Origin of the sequence: Bradyrhizobium hereditatis, from assembly GCF_020329435.1 — a bacterium.
Classification (GTDB): Bacteria; Pseudomonadota; Alphaproteobacteria; order Rhizobiales; family Xanthobacteraceae; genus Bradyrhizobium; species Bradyrhizobium hereditatis.
Window position 1 is genome coordinate 42825 of the sequence record NZ_JAGKJK010000026.1, and the last position, 17655, is coordinate 60479.

Below are 17655 nucleotides of genomic sequence, written 5' to 3' on the forward strand. Positions count from 1 at the left end.
CGCTCCTCACCATGAGGCTCTGGCTTACTTATACGAATCCGGATCCGGCGAGTCCGACGGCTTCGCAAACTGGTTCTTCAGCTCGGCGCTGATCGGCACGTTGAGGTTCAGCCCCTTCGGTGGAATCTTCTGCATGAACCACTTGTCGTAGATCTTCTGCCCCTCGCCGCCCGTATAGAGCGCGGTAGTTGCAGCATCGACCACCTTCTTGAAGGCCGGATCGTCCTTGCGCAGCATGATGCCGTAAGGCTCGGGCTTGGAAAATGCATCCTTGGAGATCACATAATCACCCGGCGCCTTCGAGCCGGCCACCAGGCTTGCCAGCAGGATGTCATCCATCACGAACGCCACCGCGCGGTCGGTCTCGACCATCAGGAACGCTTCGGCGTGATCCTTGGCGGGAATGATGTTGATGTTGAGGCTGCGCGCGGCGTTGGCCTCAGTAAGCTGCTTGATGTTGGTGGTGCCAGCGGTGGAGACCACCGACTTGCCCTTGAGATCGTCGATCGAGTTGATCTTGCTCGCCTTCTTTGAAACGTAGCGGCTTGCGGTCAGAAAGTGGGTGTTTGTATAGGAAATCTGCTTCTGCCGTTCGACGTTATTCGTGGTCGAGCCGCATTCGAGATCAATGGTGCCGTTGGCGAGCAGCGGGATGCGCGTCGAGGACGTGACTGGATTGAGTTTGATCTCGAGCTTGTCGAGCTTGAGCTCCTTCTTCACGGCATCGACGATCTTGTAGCAGATGTCCATAGCGTAGCCGATCGGCTTCTGGTTGTCGTCGAGATAGGAGAACGGAATCGACGAGTCGCGATAGCCGAGCGTGATGGCGCCGGTTTCCTTGACGTTCTTCAGCGTCCCGGTGAGTTCCTGGGCCATTGCCGGGGTGGTGCACAGCGCACCCGCGAGCAAACAGCCGATAATCTGACGATGTTTCACGTAACTTCTCCCTCCAAAGGTTTCAGATGATTGCTCATCCACCCTAACTCAGCGACTTGCCGGGCCGTTTGGCCGGCGGTCTCGAGCCTGTTTTGGCAAGACCGCCTCCGGCGTGCCCGGTACTATACCTGCACAATTCGGACCAAAACAGATTTAGCGGCCGCTGGCTATTCGTCCGATCGCGAAATGCTACTAAGGATAAAGGCAGCGCCCACTTCTCGCCGCCGATCGGAGTTAACCGCTTCCGGCCGGACGCCGCCGCGGTGCTCTCCGTTAACCAAGCGACGCCCCGGCCAGCGAGCGCCATGCCGCATAAAACATCGGACATGTCGCTTTCAATGACCCGCACGCCGACAATCGGGGCGCCTTCCAGGATCAGATCGACCAGCCGGGCGAAATAGACGCCGGGCGAATACATCAAAAGCGGCACCGGATGCGACGCCCGCCCGGGCAGCAATCCACCGCCCTTGGCGACCAGCCCCACGCTGGCATAGGGCCGCAGCAATTCAGTGCCGAGGGTGACGCGCTCGTAGCGATCCGGATCGAGATGGATCGGCTGCTGGGCATGATGGTAGCAGATCATCAGGTCGACATTGTCCGAGACCAGCGAGGTCACGAGATCGTGGATGTTGCCGACGACGACCGAGCAGCTCAGCCGCCGCTCCTGTGACCAGGCCTGCCACCAATGAGGCAGCCGTGCGGTTGCCATCGCGAACGGCAGGGCAATGCGGATATGTTCATTGCGGCGAAGCGGCTTGCCGCCCAGTTCGTCGCGGCTGTCGAGCATCTGCCGCAGGAGTTCGCCGGCATGCTCGCGGAAGCGCTCACCCTGCGGCGTGAGCTGCGTCGGGTAGACGCTGCGGTCGATCAGGTCGAAACCGAGCCAGGCCTCCAGCGACTTGATGCGGCGGCTGAACGCGGCCTGCGACGTGTTTCGTCTTTCTGCTGCACGGGTAAAATTGCCGGTCTCGGCCACCATCAGAAAATCCTGAAGCCAGCGCAGCTCCATCATGGCCCCCGCGCTGCAGGCGACCGGCGCGGTAGGGCGACGGCGGCCGCCCTCGGACCGCACGGGATTGCGGATACCGTGCCGCGTTGGTTCTCGATAGGAAATCTGAAGCCCCATGCCGCCAAAGCTAGCGGATCGGCCTCTCGCATGACCAATGCAAGCTTTGCATCATGGCGGGCCGCCGGCTCCGCTTCAGCCATTCCCGTCAATCCTTGCCGTATCATCTGAGCCCCCGCGCCTCGCCCAAGAAAGATCATTCTCCTTAGCCTGCCACGTCTCCGGAAGGCTATGCAAATTTTGCATCATGCAGAGTTCGCATCAGTAGCGGGCTTCGGGGCGGCCTAACCTCGCGAGCGACAATGCTTCGGCCGGTCTGACTCACGCGTCGATCGGGCGATCACCAGAACGAGACCTTGAAATGAAAATCTGTGTACTAGGCGCCGGCGTCATCGGACTGACCACCGCATGGTGCCTCGCGGAAGCCGGGCACGACGTCGTCATCATCGACCGGCATGCTTCGACCGGGAAAGATGCCAGCGCCGCCAACGGCGCCCAGCTCTCCTACGCGTTCGTGGCGCCGTTGGCGTCGCCGGCAACACTCAAGAAGCTGCCGGCGCTATTGCTGTCGCCTGACGCCCCGATGCGTATCCGCGCTGGCCTCGATCCGGCCCTTATCTCCTGGGGCATACGATTCCTGCTCGCTTGCCGGCCGGGCGCTGTGCGCGAGACCGTTGCGGCACAGCTCGCGCTCGCCGCCTTGAGCCGGCGTGAGCTGACACGACTGACGCAAAGCCTGGGCCTGTCGTTCGGGCTACGGACGGCCGGCAAGCTGGTGATTTACCGCTCGGCGCGCGAATTCAAGACGGCATTCCGCAGCGTCGTCGCGACCGGCAAGCAACACGATCAGCAGGTTCTGACCGCGGCCGAATGCCTCGCGCTGGAGCCGGCGCTCCAGCTTGATGCGGGGCAACTCGCGGGCGGTATCTTTACTGCTTCCGAACAGGTCGGAGATTGCGCCGCGTTCTGCGCAGCGCTGACAATTCGCCTGAGACAGCGAAGCAATGTCGAGTGGCTGCTCGATACGCCCATTATCGGGCCGATACGATCCGGCGGCCGGCTCGTCGCCATCGATACCGGCAAGGGACAGGTGCAGGCGGACCATTTTGTTCTATGCATGGGCGCGACGTCAGGCGCGTTTGCGCGAGCATGCGGCTTTTATCTGCCGATCTATCCGCTCAAGGGCTACAGCATCACGCTTACGCCGCCGGCGGGGGCGCGCATTCTTCGACACAGCGTCACCGACATGGCGCGCAAGCTGGTGTTCGCTCCGCTCGCGCGGGATGGACGACCGGCGGTCAGGATCGCTGGCATCGCCGACCTTGAAAGAAACGACATGACACTCGATGGCCAGCGCGTCGACATTCTGCGACGCGCCGCGGCCGAGCTGCTCGGGATCGACGCGGCCGGTGACATAGCGCCATGGTGCGGGCTGCGCCCAACCACGCCGGACAGCCGGCCGATCATCGGTTGGTCGCCGCTCGACGGTCTCTTCATCAATTCGGGCCACGGCATGCTCGGCTGGACCCTGGCCTGCGGCAGCGCGCGGCTCACGGCCGACATGATCGAACGCAAACGCTCGACCAGCGAAACGAGCGCCTTTGCCCTGCGGCGCGCGGCCTAGCGCGACCCACACTGCGAATGAATGGAACCGACCTCTCCCGGGCAGGTCCATAGCGCTGTTTCGAACATGTCGTGATGCACGGCAGGCAAATTCCGTCTCTCGGGATGGCCGCGTCAGGCCAATTGTCGCACATGCCATTCCAGCCGATTGCAGCGCCGCCGCTTGTCAATAAGCTTTTCTTCTACGGCGATTTCGGGGAAGATCGCCTCCGGGAAAGAAAACAAACGCGCCTCACCAAAAAAGGGGGCCGACGGGGAGTGTTACGAAATGTTGCGACGCAGCCATTTGACGATCGCTGTCGCCGCCATCGGCATGCTGATATCGGCAGCCGCCGGCGCGCAGGAATATCCCACCAAACCGATCACGCTGATCGTCCCATGGCCGGCGGGCGGCTCGACCGATATCTCGATGCGGGCGATCGCCGAAAGCGCGTCCAAGGTGCTAGGACAGCCGATCGTCATCGACAACAAGGCCGGCGGCAGCGGCACGGTCGGCCCGGCCACCATGGCGGCAAGCGCCAAGCCCGACGGCTACACCATCGCGCAAATTCCGATCACCGTCTTCCGCCTGCCCTTGATGCAGGAGGTCTCGTGGAATCCGGACAAGGACTTCACCTATATCATCCACCTCACCGGCTACACGTTCGGGGTCACCACCAGCGCCGAGTCGCCCTTCAAGACGTGGAAGGACGTCGTCGATTACGCCAAGCAGAATCCCGGCAAGGTGACCTATGCGACACCGGGCGCCGGCACGTCGCTGCATATCGGCATGGAGCAGATTGCATCGATGGCCGGCATCAAGCTGACGCAGGTGCCGTTCAAGGGCGGCGCGGAAACCAATGCCGCTGTGCTGGGGCAGCACACCATGCTGCAGGCGGATTCGACCGGCTGGCGGCCGCTCGTCGATGCCGGCAAGCTGCGGCTGTTGATGGTATGGACCTCGGCGCGCTCGCCGAACTATCCTGATGTGCCGACGCTGAAGGAGCTCGGCTATCCCATGGTCTACGACTCCCCGTTCGGCATCGCCGGACCGAAGGGCATGGACCCGAAGATCGTCGCCAAGCTGCACGACGCGTTCAAGAAGGCGCTGGAAGATCCGGCTGTGATCGCCACGCTGGCCAAGTTCGACATGGTGCCGAACTACAAGAATACCGAAGACTACAAGAAGTTCGTCGTCGAGGTTACCGAGTCAGAGCGTAAGGTGGTCGACAGGCTCGGTTTGGCGAAGAAGACGAATTGAACTCCGCCGTGTCCCGGACGCGGTGCAGCGCGCTTGGCGCTGCTCCGCGGAGCCGGGACCCACTGCGTCCGCAAACACTACGCCCGCAAATTTATGGACCCCGGCTCTGCAGCGCACCACTTCCGTGCTGCGCAGCGTCCGGGGAACGGCTGAAAGAGTAATCGATGAGTAACGACAGCCACGTCAAATTCCGCCTCAACAATTCCGAACTGTGGGGCGGGCTGATCGGGCTTGCTTTCGGCGGCTACGTCATCTGGTCCGGGCTCAAGCTCAAGCTCGGCACCATCAACGATCCCGGCGCCGGCTTCGTGCTGTTCTATGCCGGTATCCTGATGTGCTTGTTCGCCACTTCGATCATCATCTCCGCATTGACAGAGGGCGGGCCGACCTTCGGCTCGCGCTGGGTGAGCACGCGCTGGACCAAGCCGTTGCTCGTCATCATCTGCCTCGTCGCGTTTTCCTTCGCGCTCAACCCCCTCGGCTTTCTGCTCTCTTCCATTCCGCTGATGTTGCTGTTGTTGCGCGTGGTCGATCCGGTGCGCTGGTCGCTGGCCATTCCGATTGCAGTACTCGTTCCGCTTGGCATGTGGTGGATCCTCAAACGCCTGCTGCTGATCCAGTTGCCATCAGGCATTTTCGAAATCGGCTGATCGCACCATGGATACACTCGTTAATGTCGCCCATGGCTTCGGCGTCGCGCTTCAGCCCATCAATCTGATCTACTGCTTCATCGGCGTCTTCATCGGCACGCTGGTCGGCGTGCTGCCCGGCATCGGTCCAATCTCGGCGATGTCGCTCTTGCTGCCAATTACGCTGTCGGGCACCCCGGAATCCGGCATCATCATGATGGCCGGCATCTATTACGGCTCGATGTATGGCGGCTCCACCACATCGATCCTGGTCAATATTCCCGGCGAGGCCGCTTCCGTCGTCACCTGTATCGACGGCCACCAGATGGCCAAGGAGGGCCGCGCCGGTCCGGCGCTCGGCATCGCGGCGTTCGGCTCGTTCTTCGCCGGGACCTTCGCGCTGATCGCGCTGATGCTGGTGGCGCCGAAGCTCGCCAGTGTGGCGATCGCGTTCGGACCGGCGGAATATTTCAGCCTGATGGTGCTTGGCCTCGTCGTCCTGACCTTCCTGACGCAGGGCTCAATGGCGAAGGCGCTGTTGATGGCGTGCGTCGGCGTCGTGCTCGGCGTGGTCGGGCTCGACAGCATCACCGCGCAGCCGCGCCTGACCTTCGGCCGGGTGGAGCTGATCGACGGCATCGGCCTCGTCCCTGTGGTGATGGGCCTGTTCGGTGTCGCTGAAGTGCTGCTGAATACCGAGCAGGTCATCAAGCGCGACATCATCAACACCAAGATCACGCACCTGTTTCCAAGCAGGGAGGACTGGAAAGTCACGACCGGTCCGATGTCGCGCGGAACGATCCTTGGGTTTTTCCTCGGCATTCTGCCCGGAGGCGGCGCGGTGATCTCGTCGTTCGCCTCGTACGCGCTCGAGAAGCGGCTGTCCAAAACGCCCGAGCGGTTCGGACATGGTGCCATCGAGGGCGTGGCAGGTCCCGAAGCCGCCAACAACGCCGCTGCCGGCGGCGCCTTCATTCCGCTGATGACGCTCGGCATTCCGCCGAATGTGGTAATGGCGCTGTTGCTCGGCGCCTTCGTCATCCATGGCCTGCAGCCCGGCCCGCTGATGATCACGCAGAACCCCGGCCTGTTCTGGGGCATCGTCGCCAGCATGTATATCGGCAATCTGATGCTGCTCGTGCTCAATTTGCCGATGATCGGGATGTGGGTTCAGCTGCTCAAGCTGCCCTACAACGTCCTGTTCCCGCTGATCATCCTGTTCACAATCATCGGCGTCTATTGCTCCAGCAACAACGTGTTCGACGTCCACGTCATGATCGCGTTCGGCGTGATCGGCTATTTCATGCGCAAGCTCGGCTACGAGCCCGCGCCACTGGTGCTGGCGTTCGTGCTGGGGCCGATGCTGGAGAACAATCTGCGCAAGTCGCTGATCCTGTCGCAGGGCGATCTCATAACCTTCGTGGAACGTCCGATCTCGGCCGTCTGCCTGACGTTCGCGCTGGTACTGCTGGTCGCGCCGCTGCTGCCATCGCTCGCCAAGAAACGCGAGCTGGTCGCGCTGGATGAAGAGGCGTAAGCCGCCCCCGACAGATGGGCGTCAATCGACCGATCGTTGCCCTACCGCGTGACAAGCGGTTATTATGGACCGTCCGTGAGGACAGGAATCCAGACGTGGGGTCCGCGATGGCCGGTTTTGCCATGCCCGAGACGCGTTACGCGCTCAGCGGTGACGTCAACATCGCCTACCAAACCCTGGGTGATGGACCGGTCGATATCATCGGCGTTCCCGGCCTCTGTTCTCACATCGAATTTGCGCACGAGTTCGCCGGGTACACGACCTTCCTGCGACGTCTTTCGAAGTTCGCGCGAGTGGTGACATTCGACAAGAGAGGACAGGGCTTGTCGGACCGAATCGCCGGCGCTCCCAGCCTGGAGCAGCGTATGGACGATATGCGCGCCATCATGGACGAGATCGGCTCCAAGCGCACCATCCTGATGGGCCACTCGGAAGGGTGCCCGATGAGCATCCTGTTCGCGGCGACCTATCCCGAACGCGTTTCGCATCTGATTCTGTTTGGCGGGTTTGCAAATGCTGCCGACCTGGTGCCGCCAGGCGTTACTCAGGAAAAGGTGGAAGCCTATTTGACCCAGCGGGTGAGAAGTTGGGGTAACGGCGACCTGATGAAAACGGTCATGCCAAGCCAGGCGCAAGATCAGAATGCAGTGGCGTTGATGGGCAAGTTCGAGCGGTTGGCAAGCAGTCCGGGCGCATTGAAGACGATCCAATTGCTGAACAGCCAGATCGACGTAACCTCGATTCTGCCGACGGTGCAGGTCCCGACCCTGGTGCTGCACCGCAAATCCGACGCCGTCGTGCCAGTTGCGCTTGGACGCAAGTTGGCCAAGCAGATCCCGAACGCCAAATATATCGAATATCCCGGCGGCGACCACGCTTTCTGGACGGGCGATACAGATACACTGCTAGGCGACATCGAGGAGTTCATCACGGGACACCGCGACGGCGATACCGTGGAATTGGAGCGCATACTGGCTACCGTGATGTTCACGGACATCGTAGATTCGACGCGCAGGGCCGCCGAAATGGGTGATCAGCGGTGGCGCGCCCTCCTCGATCATCATGACCAGCTGGCGCAGCGATTGATCAGTAAGCACCGCGGCTCCCTGGTGAAGAGCACCGGTGACGGCGTGCTGGCCATCTTCGATGGACCAGGCCGTGCCATTCGATGCGCCCTAGCATTCAGCGCAGCAGCCCAGCAGATCGGTCTTCCGCTGCGCGCCGGCCTTCATACCGGCGAGATTGAACTCAGGGGCGAGGATATCGGCGGCATAGCCGTTCATGCTGCGGCTCGCGTATTGGCACAATCCGCCGCGAACGAGGTGCTGGTATCGAGGGTCGTCACCGATCTGGTCGCTGGCGCGGGTCTGAAGTTCGGCACTCGTGGTTCGTATGAACTCAAGGGTCTCCCCGGCCGATGGGAACTCTTTGCCGCCAGCCAATGATCTCAAGCAGAGTTCAGCGGTCTGCCCCGCATCTCGCCGAGATCCCAGAACAGACCGGCCATGATGGCGAGCGCTTCCTCCGTCACCGGCAGTAGAATGTGCTCGTCCGGCGCGTGCTGCGAGCAGCCGGGATAGGAATGCGGCACCCAGATCGTCGGCAGGCCCAGCCCTTCGGCGAACACATCATTGGGCAAGGAGCCGCCGAAGTTCGGCAGGATCGCCGGCGGCTTGCCGGTGGTCCTCAGGATCGAGTTCGCGGTCCAGCTCACCCAGGGACTGTCGACATCGGTGCGCGAGGCGGCGAAGCGCTGCGTGCCGCTCACCTGCACCATCGGAAAGCCGTTGGCATGCAGATGCGCGCGCACGGCGTCGACGACTTCTTCATATCTGGTGCCGACGACGAAGCGAAGCTGCAGCACCGCGTTGGCATGCCCCGGAATGGCGTTCGCAGGCTTCTCGATATTGCCCGATGACATCGCCAGCACTTCCAGCGTGTTCCAGGCGAACAGCCGCTCGGCCGGCGACAATCCCTCCTCGCCCCAATCGGGCGCTAGCGCCGGCTCGTCCGCGGTCGGCTCGATCTTCACATCCGCGAGCGCCGCGCGGACGGCATTCGAAATCCGCGGCGGCTTGAGGGCGTCGAGCTTCATCCGGCCCTTGCCATCGACCAGGCACGCGATGGCGTTGCAAAGGATTGTCGCGGGATTGGCGAGCACGCCACCCCAATTGCCCGAATGGTGCCCGCCTTCACGCAAATTAACGTCGAGATGGATACGGTTGCCGCCGCGGCAGCCGAGAAAGATGGTCGGCCGCTCGGCGGACAGACGCGGTCCGTCGGACGCCAGGAACAGGTCGGCCTTGAGCTCCTCGCGATGGGCTTCGCAAACCTGCCGCAGATCGGGCGAGCCGATCTCCTCGCCAGTCTCGATGATGAACTTGGCGTTGAAGCCAAGCTTGCCGCCACGGGCTTCGCGCACGGCGCGGAGAGCCGCGAGATTGATGCTGTGCTGGCCCTTGTTGTCGGCGGTACCGCGACCATAGACGCGATCGCCTTTGGTCGTGGTCTTCCAGGGATCGAGATTGTCGCGCCATTCGCCTTCCATGCCGTCGACGACGTCACCATGGCCATAAGTGAGCACGGTCGGCAGCGAGGCATCCTCTCGATAATCCGCCAGCAGATAAGGTCCCCTGCCGGTCGGCGATTCGATCAGGCGCGTGGAGAAATCGAGCGCGGCGAAAGCGGGCTGCAGGTCCTCGACGAGATAGGCACGGAGCGCCTCGCTGCGGCCGGGATTCTGGCTTTCGGTCCGGTAACCGACCCTGCGGCCGAGCTCGGCGATAAACGCGCCGGAATGAAGATGCTCGCGTACCCGCGCGATCGCGTCGGCTCTATCAGCCATATTTTCTCTTCCTTCGTTCACTCACAGGAGCCGCAACCTATCGGGATAAGCCGTCCGCTGGAAGTGGCGCGGCTAACGAATGGGCCTTGCTAAATGCAGCGAGGGTGCAACAATTTCGGGCAACAGCCCGGCATTTAACCGGGCGAATGCGCGGAGGAACTCTGCGCGGTTCGAGGTGCGTCATGACAAAACAAATCCGGCTCAACGCCTTCGCCATGAACTGCGTGGCGCATCAATCGCCGGGGCTCTGGACCCATCCACGCGACCGCACGCTGGGGTACAACCGCCTGCCCTATTGGCTCGACCTGGCAAGGGTGCTGGAGCGCGGCCGGTTCGACGGGCTGTTTCTCGCTGACGTGCTCGGCGTCTACGATGTCTATGGCAACAGTCCGGACGCCGCGCTGCGCAACGCCGCGCAGACGCCGGCCAACGAGCCGCTGATGCTGATTCCGGCGATGGCGGCGGTCACGCAGAATCTCGGCTTCGGCGTCACCAGCAATCTCTCCTTCGAGCCGCCCTACCCGTTTGCGCGGCGCATGTCGACCCTCGATCACCTGACCGAAGGCCGCATCGGCTGGAACGTGGTGACCGGCTATCTGGACAGCGCAGCCCGGGGCGCCGGCAAGGACAAGCAGACCGCGCATGACGACCGGTACGAGATCGCGGACGAATATATGGAGCTGGTCTACAAGCTCTGGGAAGGAAGCTGGGAGGACGGCGCCGTGCTGCGCGACCGCGCGCGCGGCATTTTTGCCGATCCGTCGAAAGTGCATCGCATCGCGCATGAGGGCGCCCATTACCGGCTCAACGCGATTCACCTGAGCGAGCCGTCACCGCAGCGCACGCCGGTGCTGTACCAGGCCGGCACCTCGCCGCGCGGCCGGCAGTTCGCCGCCCAACATGCCGAATGCGTGTTCATGTCAGGCCCGTCGGCCAAGATCATAGGCCCGCGCGTGGCGGCGATCCGCGCATTGGCAAAGGAGATCGGCCGCAACCCGGCCGAGATCCTGATGTTCTCGATGATGACGATCATCCTCGGCCGTACAGAAGCGGAGGCGAAAGCGAAATACGCCGACTATCGCAGGCACATCGCGCCCGAGGGTGCGCTGGCCTTGATGTCAGGCTGGATGGGCGTCGATTTCTCGAGCTACGATCTCGATCAGCAGGTCCGCCACGTCCAGAACGATGCCGGCCGCACCGCGCTCGACAACGTCACGCGCGCTGATCCTGACAGGGTCTGGACCGTGCGCGAGGTGGTCGAGCACGTCGGCATCGGCGGCGCCGGCCCTGTCGTGGTCGGCACGCCCGAAAAGGTCGCCGATGACATCGAGGCGTGGTTCGAAGAGACCGACGTCGATGGTCTCAACGTCGCATTCGCCACCTCGCCCGGCGATTTCGAGGATATCGCCGACATGCTGGTGCCCGAGCTGACGAGGCGCGGGCGGTACAAGAGCGGATATGCAGAGGGTACGTTGCGGGAGAAGCTGTTCGGCAAGGGCCGCGCGCGGCTAACGGAGCAGCATCCGGCAAGCCGGTATCGCGCGAAGGCAAGCGCTGCGTAGCCCGGATGAGCGAAGCGACATCCGGGAAGCCAACTGACACCGGCCCCGGATATCGCTTTGCTCATCCGGGCTACGAACTGCGAAGGCGCGCCCGCGCTTTCATCATCGAACCGCAAAGCGTGCCAGCGCGTCCCAATCGATCTCGATGCCAAGGCCGGGCCCCTCGGGCACGCGCACGATGCCGCCGGTGTGTTCGATCGGCTTAACCAGAAGCGCTTGGCGAATGGGGTGCTCGGTCCGGTCGAACTCCAGGATCGGCTGGACCGGCGCGAGCGAAACCGGCGTGTGGGCAGGGATAACCGCCAGTAGCTGCAAGGACGCGGCGATCGCGATGCCGGTGCCCCAGACATGCGGATTGTAGCGGACGCCAAATGCTTCGGCCATGTCGGCGATCTTCTTGCATTCGGTGAGGCCGCCCGCTGCACATGTGTCCGGCTGGAGGATGTCGATCGCATGCGATGTCAGCACATCCCGGAAACCGAACCGCGTGAACTCGCATTCGCCGCCGGCAATGGGGATGGAGAGCGCCGTCTTCACCGCGCGATAGCCCGCCACATCCTCCGGCGGCACCGGCTCCTCGAACCATCCGATATCGTATGGCTCGATCATCCGGCCGAGGTAGATCGCGGCCACCGCGTCGTAGGCATGATTGGCATCGACCATCAGGGCGATGTCGGGCCCGATCGCCTCGCGCACGGCGCGCGTCACCGCCGCATCCTCTTCCACCCCGAAGCCGACCTTGAGCTTCACCGACTTGAAGCCTTCCGCGACATAGCCGGCCGCCTCCTCGGCGAGATAGCGGAGCGGATCGCCCGATTTGCGGCGGTAAAGACCGGTCGCGTAAGCCTGCACTTCGGTGCGGAGCGGACCGCCCAGCAGCTGGTAGGCCGGCACGCCAAAATGCTTTCCCTTGATGTCCCACAGCGCGATGTCGATCCCGCTGAGGCCTTCGATCACGACGCCCTTCTGCCCGTGATCGCGGAGCCGCGCATAGATCATCTGCCACAAATAATCTGTTCGCAGCGGATCCTCGCCGATCAGCCACGGCGCCACGCTCTGGACGACGGCAGCGGTCATCCGTGCCGGACCGTAGCATTCGCCCCAGCCGGTCAGGCCAGTGTCCGTCTCGATCTCGACCACCATGGCGGTGCGGGTATCGTACCAGGCCCGGGAATACGCAAAGGGCTGCGAAAGCCTCGCCTCGAGGATGTGCGTTCGGACAGCGCTGATGATCATGCGTCGGCCGGTTCAATTCACCGCATTGCTAACCACGACTTCAATCAGCTTCGCGCCGGGGCGGCTGAAGGCGGATGACAACACCGGTTTGAGCTGACCCGGATCGGTCACCTTCGTCGCTTCCAGCCCGAGCGATTTCGCCATGCCCGTAAAATCCACCGGCGGATCGATGAAATCCATGCCGACATAATTATCGTCGCCATGGAAGGCGAGCAGCCGCTGCTTGATGATGCGATAGCCGCCATTGTTGACGATGACAAAGGTCAGCGGCAGCTTGTGGTTCGCGGCGGTCCACAGCGACTGGATCGAATACATCGCGCTGCCGTCGCCGGAATAGCACACGACCGGCCGCTGCGGATGGGCAAGGCTGACGCCGACGGAAGCCGGCAATCCCCAGCCGATGCCGCCCGAAGCCAGCGCGTGATAACCGTAACGGTCGCGATGCGGACGCAGCGCGATCATCTGCCGCGATGACGTCAATCCCTCGTCGACCAGGATGGCATCGTCGGGCATCGCCTCGACCACCTGCAGCGTCAGCCAGTCCGGATCAATCGGCGAAGTCTTGGCGTGCTTCGAAATCTGCTCGATCAGCGGCTTGCGCCTCGCCGTCCAGTTCTTTGATGCCAGCGCAGCCAATCCCTCTCGCGCACGCGCCTCAAGGGCGCGCCCACCAGCCGCCTTCAGTGCAGGAATCAGCACGCGCAGGGTTTCCCGCACATCCGCCTTCAGCGCGATCTCGGCGCCATAATTCTTGGCGATATCCCAATCGACCAGACCGACCTGGACGATCGAAAGTCCGTCCGGCAAGGGATCGATTTCGCTATAGACCGACATCCGCAAGGGATCGCCGCCGAGCGCGATGATAAGATCATAAGGCGACAGCGCGTCGCGCGCGATTTTCTGGACCCGCGCCAGCGCACCCATGAAGCACGGGCTCTCGGAGAGGAAATGCGCGCCATAGGGCGTCGGCGATTGATAGGCAGGACAACCCAACGCTTCCGCGAGTTGCGCGGCTTCCTGCAAGGCGTCGCTCTTGACGATCTCGTCGCCGACGATGATCACCGGCCGCTCCGCTTTGAGGATGCGCGCGGTCAGCGCCTGCAGCGACTCTTCCGACGGCTTGACGCGGGTGTCGATCCGGGTCGAACGGCCGAGGTCGATGCCGGCTTCCGAATTGAGGATGTCGCCCGGCAGCGAGATGAACACCGGCCCTGTCGGCGGCGTGGTCGCGATCTTGGCGGCGCGGCGCACGATCCGCGGCAAATCCTCCAGCCGCGTCACCTCGACCGCCCATTTCACCAGCGGCTCGGCCATTCGCACCAGCGGACCATAGAGTACCGGCTCGGTCAGGCCATGGCCCTGCTCCTGCTGGCCGGCGGTGAGGATCAAGGGCGTGCCGGTGAAGCTTGCGTTGTAGAGCGAGCCCATGGCGTTGCCGAGGCCGGGCGCGACATGGACGTTGCAGGCGACGAGCTTGCCCGAGGCACGGCTGAAGCCGTCGGCCATGGCGACGACCAGGCTTTCCTGCATCGCCATCACATAGGTGAGGTCCGGATGGTCCTTCAGCGCATGCATGATCGGCAGTTCGGTGGTGCCGGGATTGCCGAACAGATGCGTGACGCCCTCGTCCTTCAGCAGTGCCAGAAATGCGGAGCGGCCGGTGATTTTGTTTTTCATAGTTCCTCCCACCCACGCTGCGAAGAAGCGCGGGGTGGAAACAGATGACCAAACTTGGCGCGCGTAAGCAATGGATCGCGGTCATGGCTGCTCTGCACGGGCATTTTCCGTGTCCCCGACGCCGTGCAGCGCGGCAGCGGTACACCGCGGGACCCGGACAAAAAACGCGAAAACAACCCCATGCAAAGTAGAATGGGACCCGGCTCGCAGCGCTCAGGCAGCTTGCGCCTGCGGCACGAGATTGTCCGTCGTCACGGCCTCATCCCGCTCTAGGCCGTGTACTCATTAAGCGACTGACTGATGTCCGCTCAACCCTCAACAGCGGCGGAATAGCGGACATAGCCCGATGTCGCAGAAGGGACCCTGAGCGGACCTGGGTCGCGATGTATCGTTCGCAACAGATCAACTACGAGAGGCCCCCTCCAAGGAGCAATATGACGCCGGCTAAAGCGATCATGAAAATCAGGACCATCAAGAGCATCGTAAACATCACTTTCGTTCCAAGACTAAACCGCCCTTGTTTCTTGATCCCGTAGTTCGCCGCCAGTCGTGTGATCATGAAGCCCATGAGCACCAGGGCTGCTAAATTGGCTAGTAAGTCTAACGTTTCGGAGAAGCCAAGCAGCGGCCTAGCAGAAGTGTAGACTGCAAGTAGCGTGCCCGAGACGATGGTAGTCACCACTACTATCAGGTAGGCCTGTCCAAAGGTCAGCTTTCGCTCGAAAAATTTGATTACGGCCGCATGAATCAAGGAAACGAATAGTATGCCGACGACGAACGTTAGCATCGTCGGAATAACGGCGTCCGGCTGCATCTCGGCGATCCCTGAGCAATTTGCGCCCGCTCATTTTGAACACAACCAGTGGTGTATGGACGAACGCAGTGGAGGATTCAAGCGGGCTGGATCTGGCGAGCAAGAACGTCCGCATCTGGGCCCGAAACCGACCAACTTCGTCGCCTGCCGCTAGTCTGGTATTGATGGCAGTCCAGACTTCGCATCAACGGTCCTTCGGGATTTTGCCTGTGGGCAAATCGTCGGACAGCGCAAGATCATCCGGCCCGCGCATGGCAAGCCTTACCTTGCCGAGCTAGAGCTGGTCGAACCCGGTGACGGCGTGCAGAGCGAGGGCCGCATGGTCGGCATGCTGCCGGTGCGCGGGTCACGTCAATGAAAGGAGGTCAGGAGGTGATCGAGCCGAGTGGGCATCAAATGTTCGGACTGCGGCGCTTCGCCGGATAAGCTGTTCATATTCTCCACCATGCACGGCCGCAATCGACGCACGCATGGCGGCTCATTTTGTTCCTAAGTGTGATCTTGTTCACCGTGTTCGTTCGAGGAGTGGCTTACAAAGTGCGCTGGTTAGATGCTCAACCGGGAGGTCCCCATGACACGGAGAGTATCCATAACGAGCCTTGTGGCTTTCTTCTCAACTATGCGGTCGAGGCGTCTGATGGGAGTGGCTGTCATCGCTGCGACGTGCATGTGCTTTCATCCCTCTGCGCACGCCATTCATCAACTGTGGGGTATAAGCGCTGTAACCTGCATACCGGCGAGCGCGTCAGGTCTTATCGTCACCGCTGGTGCTGTTACCGCCACCGCTGGAAGTACTGTCACGCTCTATTGCGGGGTTCCACCTGTTTACATTAGCCATATCGGCATAACCTATAAGGGCGGCGGGAACCCCGACCCCACCGCAGCCCGAGACACACAGGCGGCGGCGCGTCTGGATCCATTTTTCAGGGGCGTTGCGACAGCGGAGCTCCTCGAAATATCGATGGAAACAGGAGCTGAAACATCAAGGTGCGCAGTCCAGTCCAAGGGTTCGTTGCAGACCGCGACCGATGAAGCGAGATGCAGCGATCCCGCATGGCGTCCGAGTCATTCCCGAAATTTCTACTACGTGCGAATTATCGTGAAATCCGGCCTCTTCGCGCCACAGGACATGAGCGTCTACGGCGCATCGGTGAGTTATCGGCCGACTGATCCCTGAACGGCCGCCGCCCTGTGCCATGATCGATTCCACGGCCTGAAACCAAGGATATGAATCATGTGGCCCCCGCTTCGCCGGGGGCTTTTTCATGCGTAGACCCGCTTTGAGCACCGGAATTGCCTGGTACAAAATGTTACCGGCCGGCTACAAGGCGATCGAAATGGCACCGTATCCTTACGAGGTAGAGGCTCTTAGCACGACTGTTGCATTGCATTGTGAAGTCGCTCGCGTGTCCAATCAGTCCAGGCGGATCTGATTCGACCATCGGAAGCTGCGGCGCTCCGATTTCTGAGGATTTGTCAGCGCCGCTTGTGAAGGAGAAAAGCAGACTTGTCGTTATCAATTATAGAGCAGGACGGCCCCGCCGCGCCAACGACGGGGCCGACCAAGTTAAAACCGCCACCCTCGCAAAAAGGAAACGATTCCGTGAAAACTTTACCCCGCTCCCCCCAGCCGTCAACGGGAGACCTCAAGAAAATGGCTGGAAAGAACGCGCCACCGGAAAGGTACGGTGTCGCCTGGACGAAGGTTGAAATCACAGCCAAGAGTTGGTTTGTCCGCTTGGGCCTCAAAATCAAAACCTTTCGGCGGCTCGAATGAGCCGCCCTCTGTGCGAACGCCATTCTTTGATCGACCGACCGTTATTAAATCGCAAACCAGAAAGACAGTACCTTCTATGCTTGAGCCTTGGTTTCACCCGAGCTACGAAACCCTCAAAAACATCAACGGAATTGTGTATCCTTGGGCCGTGCTCGCAACCATGGCAGTAGTCAGCCTCCGCCGTCGGCTCACGAAGGCCGAGGCGCGGATAAAGGAACTCGAAACCCAACAGGCGGCGACCGAATTTGATCGTCGTGCTGTGGGTCCGGACAGGTCGAGCCCTTGGGCCCGCTGAGAGGCTTCGCCGGATTCGGGTGGTTTTGGCCCAGCCGGTCCGGTTTGACGTACATTAGCCGAAGGTCCGATTTTGACTGCAAACCGGAATCTGCTCAGGCACTGGCTCAGGTCAGCAAAGGGCCCAGGCTGTGTGATAACCCTTTTGTCGAGTGGCAGGTCGAGAGGTCTGGGACCGGATCTGGAGTTGGCTCCAGTGCAAAATCCTTTACGTCTGCATCGCTTCCAGCAGTGTTCGGCAGCCCAGAATGGCTATTACACGTTTTAGATTGTAGGCGAGCACATTGAGCGCCATCTCGGTCGCAACCTTGTGCTGTCTTCGCATCAGGAAGTGCGTCGCCCCCATCCAGGCCTTTATGGTCCCGAACGGATGCTCCGCCGTTTGACGGCGTAAGGTCATCTTGTTGGGCTCTTGGTCG

At 61.9% G+C, this 17655-nt stretch carries 13 protein-coding genes; 6 read left to right on the forward strand and 7 right to left on the reverse strand.

What is annotated here, in order from left to right; genetic code table 11:
- Window positions 1-24 precede the first annotated feature (24 nt).
- Entirely contained in the window at window positions 25-876 is an 852-nt protein-coding gene (locus J6524_RS34825) for an amino acid ABC transporter substrate-binding protein (protein WP_225678441.1), read from the reverse strand.
- Window positions 877-979: 103 nt separating this feature from the next.
- Complete coding sequence (locus tag J6524_RS34830; RefSeq protein ID WP_225678429.1) at window positions 980-1948, reverse strand: LysR family transcriptional regulator; 969 nt, start codon at window positions 1946-1948, stop codon at window positions 980-982.
- A 415-nt stretch (window positions 1949-2363) separates the two neighbouring features.
- Between J6524_RS34830 and J6524_RS34835 the strand changes: the two genes are divergently transcribed.
- The 5 genes from J6524_RS34835 (at window position 2364) to J6524_RS34855 (ending at window position 8476) form a co-directional block, all read left to right on the forward strand.
- Window positions 2364-3626 carry an FAD-dependent oxidoreductase gene (locus J6524_RS34835; RefSeq protein ID WP_225678430.1) on the forward strand — a complete coding sequence of 421 codons (1263 nt, stop codon included), beginning with the start codon at window positions 2364-2366 and terminating at the stop codon, window positions 3624-3626.
- A gap of 267 nt (window positions 3627-3893) precedes the next feature.
- On the forward strand, window positions 3894-4865 hold the full coding sequence (locus J6524_RS34840; protein WP_225678431.1) for a Bug family tripartite tricarboxylate transporter substrate binding protein: 972 nt from the start codon (window positions 3894-3896) through the stop codon (window positions 4863-4865).
- A gap of 164 nt (window positions 4866-5029) precedes the next feature.
- Window positions 5030-5515 (forward strand): tripartite tricarboxylate transporter TctB family protein, encoded by a 486-nt coding sequence (locus tag J6524_RS34845; RefSeq protein WP_225678432.1) that lies wholly within the window; start codon window positions 5030-5032, stop codon window positions 5513-5515.
- A gap of 7 nt (window positions 5516-5522) precedes the next feature.
- Window positions 5523-7031, forward strand: a complete 1509-nt coding sequence (locus J6524_RS34850) for a tripartite tricarboxylate transporter permease (RefSeq protein ID WP_225678433.1) — start codon at window positions 5523-5525, stop codon at window positions 7029-7031.
- A 107-nt stretch (window positions 7032-7138) separates the two neighbouring features.
- Window positions 7139-8476 carry an adenylate/guanylate cyclase domain-containing protein gene (locus J6524_RS34855; protein WP_225678434.1) on the forward strand — a complete coding sequence of 446 codons (1338 nt, stop codon included), beginning with the start codon at window positions 7139-7141 and terminating at the stop codon, window positions 8474-8476.
- 2 nt (window positions 8477-8478) lie between these two features.
- Here J6524_RS34855 and J6524_RS34860 read toward each other — a convergent pair whose 3' ends face one another.
- On the reverse strand, window positions 8479-9876 hold the full coding sequence (locus tag J6524_RS34860; RefSeq protein ID WP_225678435.1) for a M20 family metallopeptidase: 1398 nt from the start codon (window positions 9874-9876) through the stop codon (window positions 8479-8481).
- A 182-nt stretch (window positions 9877-10058) separates the two neighbouring features.
- Between J6524_RS34860 and J6524_RS34865 the strand changes: the two genes are divergently transcribed.
- Entirely contained in the window at window positions 10059-11438 is a 1380-nt protein-coding gene (locus J6524_RS34865; protein ID WP_225678436.1) for an LLM class flavin-dependent oxidoreductase, read from the forward strand.
- A 102-nt stretch (window positions 11439-11540) separates the two neighbouring features.
- Here the strand turns inward: J6524_RS34865 and J6524_RS34870 are convergent, their stop codons facing one another.
- The 4 genes from J6524_RS34870 to J6524_RS34885 all read right to left on the reverse strand — a co-directional run.
- Complete coding sequence (locus tag J6524_RS34870) at window positions 11541-12674, reverse strand: mandelate racemase/muconate lactonizing enzyme family protein (protein WP_225678437.1); 1134 nt, start codon at window positions 12672-12674, stop codon at window positions 11541-11543.
- Between the two features lie 12 nt (window positions 12675-12686).
- A complete protein-coding gene (locus J6524_RS34875; RefSeq protein WP_225678438.1) occupies window positions 12687-14351 on the reverse strand; it encodes a thiamine pyrophosphate-binding protein in 1665 nt (554 codons plus the stop codon).
- 406 nt (window positions 14352-14757) lie between these two features.
- Window positions 14758-15165, reverse strand: a complete 408-nt coding sequence (locus tag J6524_RS34880; protein ID WP_225678439.1) for a hypothetical protein — start codon at window positions 15163-15165, stop codon at window positions 14758-14760.
- Between the two features lie 2279 nt (window positions 15166-17444).
- A partial coding sequence (locus tag J6524_RS34885; RefSeq protein ID WP_225669337.1) for a transposase occupies window positions 17445-17655 on the reverse strand: 211 nt, incomplete at its 5' end.

Bases quoted from the DNA above. Each gene is read 5' to 3' on its own strand.
- J6524_RS34825 (WP_225678441.1), bottom strand. From the start codon at position 876: ATGGCCCAGGAACTCACCGGGACGCTGAAGAACGTCAAGGAAACCGGC.
- J6524_RS34830 (WP_225678429.1), bottom strand. From the start codon at position 1,948: ATGATGGAGCTGCGCTGGCTTCAGGATTTTCTGATGGTGGCCGAGACC.
- J6524_RS34835 (WP_225678430.1), top strand. From the start codon at position 2,364: ATGAAAATCTGTGTACTAGGCGCCGGCGTCATCGGACTGACCACCGCA.
- J6524_RS34840 (WP_225678431.1), top strand. From the start codon at position 3,894: ATGTTGCGACGCAGCCATTTGACGATCGCTGTCGCCGCCATCGGCATG.
- J6524_RS34845 (WP_225678432.1), top strand. From the start codon at position 5,030: ATGAGTAACGACAGCCACGTCAAATTCCGCCTCAACAATTCCGAACTG.
- J6524_RS34850 (WP_225678433.1), top strand. From the start codon at position 5,523: ATGGATACACTCGTTAATGTCGCCCATGGCTTCGGCGTCGCGCTTCAG.
- J6524_RS34855 (WP_225678434.1), top strand. From the start codon at position 7,139: ATGGCCGGTTTTGCCATGCCCGAGACGCGTTACGCGCTCAGCGGTGAC.
- J6524_RS34860 (WP_225678435.1), bottom strand. From the start codon at position 9,876: ATGGCTGATAGAGCCGACGCGATCGCGCGGGTACGCGAGCATCTTCAT.
- J6524_RS34865 (WP_225678436.1), top strand. From the start codon at position 10,059: ATGACAAAACAAATCCGGCTCAACGCCTTCGCCATGAACTGCGTGGCG.
- J6524_RS34870 (WP_225678437.1), bottom strand. From the start codon at position 12,674: ATGATCATCAGCGCTGTCCGAACGCACATCCTCGAGGCGAGGCTTTCG.
- J6524_RS34875 (WP_225678438.1), bottom strand. From the start codon at position 14,351: ATGAAAAACAAAATCACCGGCCGCTCCGCATTTCTGGCACTGCTGAAG.
- J6524_RS34880 (WP_225678439.1), bottom strand. From the start codon at position 15,165: ATGCAGCCGGACGCCGTTATTCCGACGATGCTAACGTTCGTCGTCGGC.